At 32.4% G+C, this 12,852-nt stretch carries 11 protein-coding genes and 2 tRNA genes; 7 read left to right on the forward strand and 6 right to left on the reverse strand.

All coding sequences use genetic code 11. The features are described 5' to 3' along the window. Positions 1 to 202: 202 nt before the first annotated feature. The 3 genes from G3A47_RS02530 to G3A47_RS02540 all read right to left on the reverse strand — a co-directional run bounded on the left by G3A47_RS02530 (position 203) and on the right by G3A47_RS02540 (position 3,595). Complete coding sequence (locus tag G3A47_RS02530; RefSeq protein WP_166920098.1) at positions 203 to 862, reverse strand: DUF6090 family protein; 660 nt, start codon at positions 860 to 862, stop codon at positions 203 to 205. 85 nt (positions 863 to 947) lie between these two features. After that, positions 948 to 1,748 carry a DUF5694 domain-containing protein gene (locus G3A47_RS02535; RefSeq protein ID WP_166920100.1) on the reverse strand — a complete coding sequence of 267 codons (801 nt, stop codon included), beginning with the start codon at positions 1,746 to 1,748 and terminating at the stop codon, positions 948 to 950. A gap of 623 nt (positions 1,749 to 2,371) precedes the next feature. Further along, entirely contained in the window at positions 2,372 to 3,595 is a 1,224-nt protein-coding gene (locus tag G3A47_RS02540; protein WP_166920102.1) for a TMF family protein, read from the reverse strand. An 856-nt stretch (positions 3,596 to 4,451) separates the two neighbouring features. Between G3A47_RS02540 and G3A47_RS02545 the strand changes: the two genes are divergently transcribed. Together G3A47_RS02545 and G3A47_RS02550 are read left to right on the forward strand one after the other, a co-directional pair. After that, positions 4,452 to 4,523 (forward strand) — tRNA-Glu (locus G3A47_RS02545). Between the two features lie 512 nt (positions 4,524 to 5,035). Beyond that, a complete protein-coding gene (locus tag G3A47_RS02550) occupies positions 5,036 to 6,133 on the forward strand; it encodes a Ppx/GppA phosphatase family protein (RefSeq protein ID WP_166920104.1) in 1,098 nt (365 codons plus the stop codon). Between the two features lie 192 nt (positions 6,134 to 6,325). On the opposite strand, the gene G3A47_RS02555 is transcribed toward G3A47_RS02550, so the two are convergent. From G3A47_RS02555 to G3A47_RS02565, 3 genes are all read right to left on the reverse strand, one after another. Beyond that, on the reverse strand, positions 6,326 to 6,793 hold the full coding sequence (locus G3A47_RS02555; protein WP_166920106.1) for a hypothetical protein: 468 nt from the start codon (positions 6,791 to 6,793) through the stop codon (positions 6,326 to 6,328). A gap of 208 nt (positions 6,794 to 7,001) precedes the next feature. Further along, on the reverse strand, positions 7,002 to 7,451 hold the full coding sequence (locus G3A47_RS02560; RefSeq protein ID WP_166920108.1) for a GNAT family N-acetyltransferase: 450 nt from the start codon (positions 7,449 to 7,451) through the stop codon (positions 7,002 to 7,004). Positions 7,452 to 7,859: 408 nt separating this feature from the next. Then, the gene (locus G3A47_RS02565) at positions 7,860 to 8,822 is read right to left on the reverse strand and encodes a DUF4421 family protein (protein ID WP_166920110.1); all 963 of its coding nucleotides are present in this window, start codon (positions 8,820 to 8,822) and stop codon (positions 7,860 to 7,862) included. A 224-nt stretch (positions 8,823 to 9,046) separates the two neighbouring features. On the opposite strand from G3A47_RS02565, the gene G3A47_RS02570 reads away from it, so the two are divergent. The 5 genes from G3A47_RS02570 (at position 9,047) to G3A47_RS02590 (ending at position 12,757) form a co-directional block, all read left to right on the forward strand. Then, positions 9,047 to 10,039: a fumarylacetoacetate hydrolase family protein gene (locus tag G3A47_RS02570; protein ID WP_166920112.1), complete on the forward strand. Its 993-nt coding sequence runs from the start codon at positions 9,047 to 9,049 to the stop codon at positions 10,037 to 10,039. 301 nt (positions 10,040 to 10,340) lie between these two features. Continuing rightward, the gene (locus tag G3A47_RS02575; protein ID WP_166920114.1) at positions 10,341 to 11,867 is read left to right on the forward strand and encodes an ArnT family glycosyltransferase; all 1,527 of its coding nucleotides are present in this window, start codon (positions 10,341 to 10,343) and stop codon (positions 11,865 to 11,867) included. A 140-nt stretch (positions 11,868 to 12,007) separates the two neighbouring features. Continuing rightward, positions 12,008 to 12,080, forward strand: a tRNA-Met gene (locus G3A47_RS02580). A 56-nt stretch (positions 12,081 to 12,136) separates the two neighbouring features. Continuing rightward, entirely contained in the window at positions 12,137 to 12,391 is a 255-nt protein-coding gene (locus G3A47_RS02585; RefSeq protein ID WP_166920116.1) for a GIY-YIG nuclease family protein, read from the forward strand. 111 nt (positions 12,392 to 12,502) lie between these two features. Continuing rightward, positions 12,503 to 12,757, forward strand: a complete 255-nt coding sequence (locus G3A47_RS02590) for a GIY-YIG nuclease family protein (RefSeq protein ID WP_166920118.1) — start codon at positions 12,503 to 12,505, stop codon at positions 12,755 to 12,757. Positions 12,758 to 12,852: the final 95 nt, after the last annotated feature.

A 12,852-nucleotide genomic window follows, 5' to 3' on the forward strand; every position in this document is an offset into this window, starting at 1 on the left:
AGTATCTAAACAGAGAACTCAATTGAGACCTGTTAGCGCAGATTTGTATTCATAAGTATTCGAAACCTTACCATTATATAAAACAAAAGGCCCAACTAAAAAAGTTGGGCCTCCATTATAACAAACAATAAAACCATTATTTATTGATTAATTTTTCAAACCTTTGCATCATTTCATCTTTCTCTTTCAGCATTCGTTTTTACTAATTCTCTATCTTGTCAATTTCTTTTACAATTTCTCTGGCTTCCTTAATCGCTTTTTCATAAGATTTTTGATTGTATTTGGTAAAATTATCAATACCCGACAAAATAATCTTTGTTCTCTTTTTCATTAAATTCGTATAGATATCTTCATCCTCTTTTCCACCTATCAACAAATCTACATATCTTGAAGTAATTTCTTTGTATGATTGTTCAACAAGTCCTATCTGTGGAATAGTTTGCTGATAATAACTCAAAATCATATTCCTTATGTTTTGATTTTCTATAGTGTTTATTTTACCACTAGATTTAAAGCCTTCATACCTACCATTGTTTACCAATGTATTAATGAAATTTGTACCTGAATTAATCTGTTTGTGATTCGCTTTAATACTGTCTATTTGTTGTTGCGTAAGATGTAAAGCAAATGAGATTTGTTGTTGCGTTTTATGAAATGTTTTTTTCGTGTCTTCCAGGTTTGCAATATCTTTTTGTAAATCTTCTTTCAATCCAACTAAAAATGTTTGCGCATCCTTCTGCTGATGTTTTTCTTCGCTCCAAGAGTGAAGCCAAATAGAAAGTGAAACAGCAAATACAATAATTAAAATTTCAACAAGTACTTCTTTTACTTTTTCTTTGAAAGAATGGTTTTTATTGTTCATCTCGGAGTATATTTTTTTTGAGTGTTTAATTATTTCGTCTTGCATATTTTGTTTTGTAATTTTAACTTTAGGTCCCTGTGGCAGTTTATTTTAGTACGTTATTTAATTCAACGAGCTCAAAGTCGTCGTTATTCTGTAGTAAATGTTTTAATATAGGAATATGTCCTTGTCCAAAAATTAAAATAACATATTTGTCCGAAGGCCCAACTTGATTTATAATATTTGAATAAATAGCCAGATTTCTCAAATACCAATCCGATACAGACTGTGCTCCTGCATAATTTTTACCTGCTCCAATCTTTGCTACAAATTTTAAATAAAGTGATAAATTTCTTTTTAATTCTTCGGGCTTATTTAAGTATTTTAAAACTTCGGTTATCGTGCCTTTTTTCACTTTATTACCATAATCACTCATCATTCCATTCGCCACAGCCCCCAGATCTTTTAACAAATAAAACTGATTATTTTCTTTTGCAGTCACCCCCACTAAGCTATCGTGTACCATTCCGTAGAATTTATCGATACAGTTTACTTGCTTTAATTTTAATTTCTTAGCTAATCTAAAACCAATTTGCTCTCTTTCTGAAACTGTAAGTTTATATTGATCTGCTAAATATAAATTATACAAACTATCTATAGAACGTTGGTTTTCAACCGGTCTTTCAATCATCACTTTAGACGCTTTTGTTTGAGACAGTACATTAGCTAAGTCTTCTAATTCATTTTGTCGCTTAGCACTAAAAAAATCATCTACTTTTAGTTCAAATTCATCTTTATGCGGAGTTTCAAAATGAATAGTTCCAATTAATAAAATTTTTGTTTTCTGAGTCTGGCCGAATGTTATAAGGCCAAAATTCAAAACAAAAATTAACATTATTCTTTTCATATAATTTATTCTGTTTTGGTTGTTTCTTTTTTGGTTCTGAGGTATTAATAGTCGCTAATTCATTCATATGTGTGATAATTATTACACATTATTTATTTTCAAATATATACTTTTTTCAATATAAATCATCAAGAAGATTATTATTGCGATGGATGTTTTTGGTACTTACATAGAATGCGTATATGCAAACAAGTAGAAGAGAAAAAGTTAAGCTGTATTTTTGTAATTAGTGAGCTTATTTTTTTCTAAATAGTTTTATATCTAATAAAGAGAACTTTACTATTCTTCAAAAAAGTTATTGCAATATTTCAAAATTAAATTTTAAGATTCATATTCAACAATACTATAATAATCCTCACCAATCTGGTTAGCTATTTGAATGGTTCCCGCCACTGAGTAAAAGCTTCGGAGATATCTGAAGCTTTTTTTATTTTACAAAGTTTCACTCATAAAGTCGGAGACTTTTGAAACATTTATAATTCTTATATAAACAAAAAGCGCAAAGTCAGAATAGAGACATTTGCGCAGCTTTTCATAAACCCCTTTCAGAGTACCGGGATTCAACTTTGATCAAAAAGCTAAATCCTAATCTTTAAACTTTCACTCTTCCGGTACAGTGTTTTTCATCGTTTATTTTCAAGCTTTTCTAAGCGTTTGTTTTGTTCCAAAATAAGATTACCTTGTTCTAAAATAAAAGCTTTTAATTTATCCGATTTCTTCTCTTGTTCAATCACATACAGCGTAAGCTCCTCTATTTTCTGAAGCAGTTTTGAATTCATCTCTCCAAGATTAATTCCGTTTTTCATAACTTCTTCTTCACTTGGAATATTTTCTAAATACCCTTTTTCAGCAATATGTTTTTCGACTTCTTTTAAAGTTGGCAGTTTGTAGTCTTTTTTGAAAACAAAATCTGACCAACCGGTTGCTTGTACTTTTATTTCCCTTGCACCGATTGATCCTTCGACTGCCAGTTTATGACTTCCCGTAGTTGTCGTACCAATTCCAACATTTCCTGCCGCCAATATAGTTAAAAGTGGAGTTGTAAAATTGTAAACACCTAAAATTGGCCTATTTGCCACCATTGTAATTCCTGCAAAAGCATTACTACCTGCTCCTGATGCCTCAAGTTTTATTATTGGCTCATTTCCTGTATCTGATAAAGGAACAGTTAATGCTCTGGTACCTGTTGACTCAAGTGGATTCCTCATATACCCAAGTACATTGTTCCCAAATGTTCCATTAGTACCATTTCCAAACGGAACGGTTGATAAAGTAAGCCCTGGACCACTCGCAATTCCCGGTGTAATAATTGCATCTTCCCTATTAATTTCTAAAAGCCTAACTGCCCCAGAACCACTTAAATTTAACTTAGAAGTTCCAAAAGAAGTACTACTATTTAACCAAGTTCGAGAAGTACTAAGCCCAATAACAGTATTACCATTTCGCATAACATCCATTAACACAGTAGCAAATCTGGCAAACCTAAAAGCAGGAGTTGTCAATGTTGTAAAATCAGTACCGTCATTTTTACGAGCATTAAACATTATATCACCACTAGCATTGAAGTCATTAACCCCTGCTTGTAATTGTAGCCCAACATTATTGTTACTTCTCCCAAGTATTGTAGGAACTGCTGTTGACGCACTTCCGTTTCCAAACGAAATTGTACCATTTGGTATCAGGTTTACATCAACTGTACCTCCGGAAAGTCCCGTATTTATATCTAACTTACCAATCGGCGTAGTTGTTCCAATACCCACACTTCCTGTCTCCGGAAATGGAAATGTATTTTGAGCAAAATTTGTTTGTGAAACAAATATGACAAACAATAAAAAAAACTTTTTCATAATTTAAAATTTTAAAAGAGGGAAATAGTAATATATACTTTCATATGAAAGCTAAAAAAATGTTATCAAAATAAAGATTTGATTCTCTGCAACAGCATCTCTAGAAGCTATTTTTTACTGTGCTATTAAAAATGGAAAGACATTCTTAAGAATACAATGGAAAGGTCAGACCTAAATAATAATCTTTAATTACAAACATTTGTTAAAAAAATGCAAAATAAAATAAAACAAAATGGCAATACAACTCTTTAATGTTAAAATTGAATTATAAACTTATTAGCGGAATGTCCAATAAAATTGACTATTAGCCAAATCGTCTTATACCAAAGTAAGATCATGTTTTTTTCTAATAACTCTGTTAAACAACGGGAAAAAGTTAAGCTGTATTTTTGTAATTAGTTTCTTTTCTAATCCTTTCAATAATTTTATATTTCAAAAACAGAGAGGCTTTTTTGATTTTTAATCCTAACATAGTGTGAAATTCCAAATTAGCCGATTATACGGATTTGTTTTTCTAATCTAAAAATAAAAACACCTCTAAAATCTAAAGTTAAAAAGGAAGTTCAATGAAAAATTCCGTAAAAAACCATACGTATATTCTTTCAAAACAAACTTTTCTAAATTTTATTAAAAATTATTTATCCTAATAAAAAGAAGAAAAAAACATATTTACACCTCCCTTACGCCCAAAACAAATTGCTACCAATCAAACAAATACAAAACACTTAACCAAATACTTTTTACAATTACTCATTCCTAAACGGGGCATTTCATGAAAAACTAAAAAAATAAATTTCAAAAATATCATTGCGTATCTCAAAAACAGTTGTACATTTGCACCCGCAACAACAAAGCAGGCCCGTTCGTCTATCGGTTAGGACGCATGGTTTTCATCCATGTAAGAGCGGTTCGATTCCGCTACGGGCTACTAAAATAGAGCTTCAGAGAAATCTGAAGCTTTTTTGTTTTTAGTAGTTTTTATAAATTAAATCTATTTTTTTTTTTAAGGTAAAAATTCTCACGCAGATTTAGCAGATTACAGATCAAGCTCAAAAGATTACGCTACTATTTTTATTTTGTAACAAGTTTAATTTACGTGTCGATTCCAAAAATTTAGGTAGACAATTAAAATAAATACAAGTACACGCTAGGCCACTAACACAAATCTTCCGAGAAATCCTCATTTTTTTTGCTTAAAGTCTTCTTTTTAATACGCCAGAAATGCAAATTTTCTACCCTAAAATTCAAAACAATTCTTAACAATTAAATAATATAGTATTCTTAATAATTGAGTTTGTATTAATAAATGTTTTTATAAATTTGCGCACTTCAAACAACAACCTACATTACCAACCCAAAACACTGATTTACAATACAATAAAACAAAAACAACAACCTACAACCTTATTTAAAATTAAATTAACACACAACTAAATCCAAATGTTTAAGAAAAACAAATCCCAAATTCTAATTTTTACTCTTTTAAATTTACTTTTTTCCATTAACTCATTTGCTCAAAAAAATGTTTATGCCGGAATTGAAATCGGACGAAGAGCTATAAAAGTCTCTGTTCTGGAAATAAATAACATTAAAAAAGCTGATTACAAAATTCTTTACTTTGCGGAAGAAAGAATTTCATTTGCCGACCATATTGCCGCTACCGGTGAAATCCCTCAGGATGATATCAACAGAACCAGTATTACAGTTGTGGATCAGTTAAAAAAAATAAAAACTGAATTTAAACTTTTAGAACAAAATATTTTTATAGTGGCTGCCAACGCTTTTGCTTCTGCCCGTAATATTGACGTTTTAAAAAACAAAATCACTACACTAACTGACAAAAATCTTGATGTACTAAATTCAGAAGAAGAAGAAGCCAGAATGTTAGTAAAAGGCGCCATCCCACCTGTTGATTACCCTAACGCCTTACTACTGGATATTGGCGCTCAAAGAACTAAAGGCGGGTACATTGATGAACTTGAAGATGACAAACTGGAATTCATCCCTTTAGAGCTTAACTTTGGTACAATGACACTTACTGATGCCGTAAAAAAAACGGTTGCCAATCAAAATCAGGTTAACGATATGTCGACCTATCAGCAAAAATCTTTTGATTATACTACTGTACTGCGCAAAAAGATAAAAGAAATGCTGGATACCAATCCGCTGTTATTAAAAAAGGAAAAAATTTATCTATCGGGTGGAGCAGTTTGGGCCTTTGCCACTCTATACTACAATGAGAGCACTAAAGAACATTATGTTCCCTTAACCCTTGAAGACGTAATCAATTACGACGCAATCCTAAAGAATAATTTCAACAAATACAATTCGCTTGCTAAAACCAACCCGGATGCTGCCAGAGTTCTAAACACCTACAATCAAACTTATCTTATCTCGGCCAATAATATCCTGACGAGCTGTCTGGAAAGCATTCCAAATTTAGAAACAAAGAAAATTTTCTTTGTAAAGGAAGGAACAATAACCTGGCTGCTCTCGTATATTGTAGATCGTTCTAAAAAAGTAAATACTAATTTTTAAAGTATTTCTATTCGTCTGACAGCATTATCGGCTTATTCGATTAATTTATCAGACGAAGAATAAAAAATTGCTACTTAGTTTGTCATTCCAAATAATAAGGAATAACAAACTAAGTATTTTTTTTTTACCTAAACGCAACTAAAACATTATTAACTAAAATCCCGGTCTTTCTAAACCACTCCTCACCAAGTCTTATTCTTTTTTCTTTAGCCGAAGACTATCCTTTTTTATAGAATCTTTTTGCTGTTCTGTACTTTCTACTTTATTATTAATTTCATGTTCATTTATTGTATCGGTAGTACTTATTGCCGGCTCTCCATCTATGACTGCTTTTCCCATGCAGCTTGTTAAAGTGAAAACAAAACTCAATGCAAACAACGCCATTATTTTAATTGGCTTTACTCTAATTTGATTAAATCTGTTTCTTAAATTATTGTATTTAATACTTTCTGCCGTTTCAACTTGATTCGATTTAAAATGTCCGCAAATAGATTCTTTATTTGAATTTTCAACGAAATATTGCTGAATTTCCAGAGTATTCATTTTCGTAAAATCAATAACTGTTTTACTGCAAGAATCACAAAATCTGCCTTTACTATTAGGTGTCATTGAATTCCAGTTTTCACTACAAGGCTTTGGTATATTTATTTTATTTTCCATATTGTTTCTAATTGACAAACCATTTAATTTGACTAAAATTATTCTGTATTATTTAAATTTTGGAATCTCAATAAAACAATCATTGTGCCACTTAATTTCTAATGGTTTCTTTACCGTTAATTTTTAAATACTTCTCAAATTCTTCTTCTGAAAAGCTTTTAAGAAAAGTAAATTTAAATTCAAGCAAAACCTTTATTGCATGCTTTTTTTACACTTCAATTTGATAAATTCTTGACTCTTCTTCCCAGGGATGATAACCTTGTCCGATATACTTAAATCCATATTTTTCATAATAACCTATATGGTCAGTACATAAATTTAAGTGCTTAAATCCGAATGTTTTTGTATCTTCTTTAGCCTTTTCTATCAATAATGCTCCGTAAGCATTCCCTCTGTATTTCTCGTCAATATAAATAGCACAAATCCAAGGATACAAATCCATTCTACTTACAAAATCGTTTGTTATTAACCCTGCACAGCCAATTATTTCCTCATTTAACTCTAAAAGATACCATTGTGGTAAAGGCTGTGTTGCCTGAATGCTATGTGAAATACAATTTTCATAAATCACAGGGGAAATTTCAGACCAACTTTCTTGTAAATACATTACAGCTTTTTCTTTATATTCCGGATTTTGCCTAACCGATATTATTCTCATTTAATTTAATTTATTTTTTTTACTGTATCCTTTTCCCAAAAAGAAACATTACGTCCGGCGGTTTTAAACTAGTTGGAAAATTGAAGCAAATTATTTCTTACTGCCCGAACGTAACAAATATAATAAAACTAACCACTTATATTCTGAAACTTCCTACTTTCTGAATCCTAGAAAAACCTGAAACCAAATTATTTTACCCCGTTAGGTGTACTTATTTTTGAACATATAAAAACATCGTTTTGAGAACGAAAAAAGGCGTTTCACTTATTTAAATCCTCATAGTTTGACTATTTGATAGAAATAAATTTCTCTTTTAAACTCTTTTATACTCTTTTATAAGCAAAGCCTATGTTTCTATTTGCTCAAAAATAACTACACCCAATAGCTTTAACTATTTAGAGAATAACATCACTTATTTAAAATCCGTAGCGGTAGTTTAGAATCCAATCTCCATATATAACCAATTTGGAAATTCCCTGAGGCCAAACCAATACTATTACCATTACTGCCAGTATTACCCGAGGTATTACCCGAGAAAGAAGAAAATATCAGATTATTGATGTAGTACAACCCAAGAGACCATTTTTCTTTATTGTATCCTAAAGACATTCTGGGGAAAAAAGTAGGATAGATTTCTATCTTTTCTTTTCCAAAATCATTTATTCTTTCGGTGCCAAAGTTGACTCCCATTGTTGCCGACCCGCTGGCAAACCATCTTTTGCTGATGGCCCAGGTATACGCATACCCTGCGCTTACACCAAACTGAAAGTTGCGCAAGGAGTTTCTAGATTTGTGTACAAAAGAGCTGTCGGAGCCTATTTTTGTAAAATAAACGCCCCCTCCCGCCAAAAAACTTCCGGCAGATTTTAATTGCCTTTCGTTTTGATTAAAAGCAGCTTTGTAAGAGAACTTTTTATTGTTAAAAATATATTGCCCAAAAGCTCCATACTGCTGAATATTCAGATCAGGATATAATTGTATGTTTTTATCGGACTTATCTGCGCTATAAAAGCCTCGGTATTTTTGAATGAAAAGATCCACCGTAAACTTACGCCCATAGTGATGAATCTGAAAATCGAAGGCTTTTGTTCTTCCTTTTTTATCATCTTTCAGAAAACCCAAACCATAACCGTAACTAAAATTGATTATGGTATTGTGTATCGAAACTCCCAAGCCCAGATTCATTGGGATATTGGGCATGAATTTTTTCATTTCTCCATCGGTTTCCTGTTCCAGTGAAATAAATTTCATAGACAGATAGGACGTCACAGAAAGGGTATTATCGTAGGGTTTAATATAGGTCGTATCAATTTGTGCATTGCAAAAAAGAGGAACCATTAAAAGCAATAAAAAAGAAAAATAGGATTTCATTATGTTGTCAGACAGAAAATAATTGTGGCTATTACTTCGGGCATTACTGTTAAAACAAAAATATAAGTAAAAACAGAAGAAACCTCTTTTGATGAGTAGTTTTTTGTACGGTTATTATTTTATATATTCGTTCAGCACATAAAAAACTACTTTAAAAATCAAAATCAACTAATAATCAGTTAGTTAATTTTAAAACTAACACAAAAACTAAATTAAGTACTACAATGAAACTAGCATCGATAGATAACAACACCAGAGACGGAGAATTGGTTGTTGTAAATAAAGAACTGACAAAAGCCATTCGGGTTCCTGAAATTGCTTCAACTATGCAACAAGCGATCGATAATTGGACCGCTAATGAAAACAAACTTCAAACTATTTACGAGCAATTAAACTCAGGTAAACTGACAGACGGTATCTTCGATTTTGACTCTGTACGTGTTTTAGCTCCAATTCCAAGAGCGTATCACTGGGCAGACGGAAGCGCTTATGTAACCCATGTTGAACTTGTTCGAAAAGCAAGAAACGCAGAGCTTCCGGAATCTTTTTGGACAGATCCTTTAATGTATATGGGAGCTTCAGATGCTTTTATTGGAGCTCATGATGCGATAGAAATTGAAAATGAAGAATGGGGAATTGATTTTGAATCGGAAGTTGCTGTGATCACAGATGATGTTCCGGCTGGTGTAAGTGCTGCAGAAGCCTTAAATCACATTAAATTTGTAACCATCATTAACGATGTTTCGTTAAGAAATCTAATTCCAAACGAACTATCTAAACAATTCGGATTCTATCAATCTAAACCTTGGACTTCTTTTGCTCCGGTTATCGTTTCTGTAGACGAATTGAAAGACGAATTTATCGACGGTAAACTGCATTTACCATTGATATCCACATTAAACGGTGAAATTATCGGGACTCCAAATGCGGGTATCGATATGACATTTGGTTTTGGAGAATTAATCGCTCACGCAGCAAAAACCCGTTCATTGATGGCCGGTACCGTTATTGGTTCGGGAACAGTGGCCAATCAGGGAAGCCCGACAGGGTCCAGCTGTATTGCAGAAATCAGATGTCTGGAAACCATAAAAGACGGAAAACCTTCTACTCCTTTTATGAAATTCGGAGACCAAATTGAAATCGAAATGAAAAACGCTGCCGGTGCTTCTTTGTTTGGTAAAATCAATCAAAAAGTAAAAAAATACGAAAAGAAATAATTTACAATTACAGTATTTAACATTAATGAGCCCTATTTGATTTATTCAGATAGGGCTTATTTTTTTACATCTTTCTTTAAATGGCACTATACTTCAGTAATTCTATTGCAATTCACCTTCGGATTATTTGATTTTATTGCTTTTAAATTTGGTTTCTTTTTTTGTTTTCAAAACTATGTTTCTATGTGTTAAAAAATAATTACGTTCAATAAGTTAAAACTTAATATATTAGCTTAACATTCTAGACACTGATTCAAAATCATTTATCTAAAAAACCAACAACCAAAGAAACCAAACTCCCATGACTAAAAAGACAATTATTTTAATTGGGTTCATAATTCTAAAATTTGTTTTGCAATATGTTTTACTAAGTCCGGAGTATGACTTACAACGTGACGAATACCTCCATCTCGATCAGGCACATCATTTGGCCTGGGGTTATTTATCGGTTCCGCCTGTAACTTCCTGGTTTTCTTATATCATCTTTTTACTCGGAAATACCGTTTTCTGGGTAAAGTTTTTCCCTGCTCTGTTTGGTGTTTTAACGCTTGTCGTAGTCTGGAAAACGATCGAAACTCTAAAAGGGAACTTATACGCCTTACTTTTAGGTGCTACTTGTATTTTATTTTCGTCATTATTGCGAATCAATATGTTGTATCAGCCTAATTCGTTAGATGTATTGTGTTGGACTGCATTTTATTATGTTGTCATTCTGTACATCACCACCGAAAACAGTAAATGGTTTTATATTGGTGCTATTGTATTTGCTTTTGGGTTCTTAAACAAATACAATATTCTCTTCCTGCTAATCGGTCTCTTGCCTGCTCTTTTGCTTTCACATCAAAGACGAATTTTGACACAGAAAAAACTTTACTTTGCCCTGATTCTTGGATTGCTTCTGATTCTGCCCAATCTTTTATGGCAATACAACAATCAGTTTCCCATTATCCATCATATGAAAGAACTAGCCGAAACACAGCTGGTCAATGTGGATCGTATCGGATTTTTGAAAGAACAATTGCTGTTTTTTATCGGCGCTTTTCCCGTGATTCTTTTTGCTTTATATGCCTTGCTATTTTATAAGCCGTTCGTAAAATATAAACTCTTCTTTACCTCTATAATTTTCACTCTTATCGTTTTCCTATACTTCAAAGCCAAAGCCTATTATGCCATTGGTCTCTATCCTATTTATATTGCTTTTGGAGCTGTTTTTCTTTCGGACATACTGAAATCAGGATGGAAACGGTATTTACAACCTCTGTTTATTCTAATTCCGCTATTGTTTTTTATACCAATGTACGATTTGGCTTTTCCGAATAAGAGCCCGGAATATATCGTAAAACACTCCGAAAAATATAAAAAACTGGGCATGCTGCGTTGGGAAGACGGAAAAGATCATGCGCTACCCCAGGATTTTGCCGATATGTTAGGCTGGAAAGAACTCGCCCACAAAACCGATTCGGTATACACCACTTTAGCAAACCAAAAAGAAACGCTTGTCCTATGTGACAACTACGGACAGGCCGGAGCGATTAATTATTACTCCAAAAAAGGAATCAAAGCCGTTTCTTTTAATGCCGATTATGTCAATTGGTTTAATCTTGACATAAAGTATAAAAACCTCATCAGAGTGAAAGAATACGAAGAAGATAATAACGAGTTTAAAGAAACCGGTCCGTATTTTAAGACATCACAGATTGCGGGTAAGATAACCAATCCATATGCTCGTGAGTACGGAACCACTATTTTTGTATTTACTGCCGCAAAAGTCAATATCAACAAAAGAATAGAACAGGAAATTAAAGAGGAGAAAGATTATAGTAAGTAAAACACTAATAACCGCCAATAATCAACATTTATAAACCGCTAAAGACTAATCAACTATCTCTTTTCTCCAAATAAAAACAAAAAAAAGCACTAATTCCTTTGCATAACTGTATTTAGTGTGTATCTTTGCACCCGAAACATCGCGGGATAGAGCAGTAGGCAGCTCGTCGGGCTCATAACCCGAAGGTCACAGGTTCGAGTCCTGTTCCCGCTACTAAGAAAAACACCACTTTATAAGTTGGTGTTTTTTCGTTTATAACACTTTTTACTATGGAAAATTTTGTTGTTTACATTCTTTATTCTGAAAAATTCAATAAAAGTTACACGGGTTTTACATCTAATTTAATTCAAAGATTTAAATCTCATAATCTTCTTGAAACAAAAGGATACACTCTAAAATTCAGGCCTTGGAAAGTAATCTATGTTGAATTTTTCAATTCCAAAGTTGAAGCAATGAAAAAAGAAAAGTATTTAAAATCAGGTATAGGAAGAGAATTTGTTAAAAATTTAATTCAAAACTTATAGACCGGAGGGCTCATATCCGCCGCGGCGGACACAGGTTCGAGTCCTGTTCCCGCTACTAAGAAAAACACCACTTTATAAGTTGGTGTTTTTTCGTTTATAACACTTTTTACTATGGAAAATTTTGTTGTTTACATTCTTTATTCTGAAAAATTCAATAAAAGTTACACGGGTTTTACATCTAATTTAATTCAAAGATTTAAATCTCATAATCTTCTTGAAACAAAAGGATACACTCTAAAATTTAGGCCTTGGAAAGTAATCTATGTTGAATTTTTCAATTCCAAAGTTGAAGCAATGAAAAGAGAAAAGTATTTAAAATCAGGTATAGGAAGAGAATTTGTTAAAAATTTAATTCAAAACTTATAGTCCGGAGGGCTCATATCCGCCGCGGCGGACACAGGTTCGAGTCCTGTTCCCGCTACTAAAAGTAAAGCTTCAGAGAAATCTGAGGCTTTTTTTTT

It is taken from the genome of Flavobacterium poyangense, from assembly GCF_011751075.1.
GTDB lineage: Bacteria > Bacteroidota > Bacteroidia > Flavobacteriales > Flavobacteriaceae > Flavobacterium > Flavobacterium poyangense.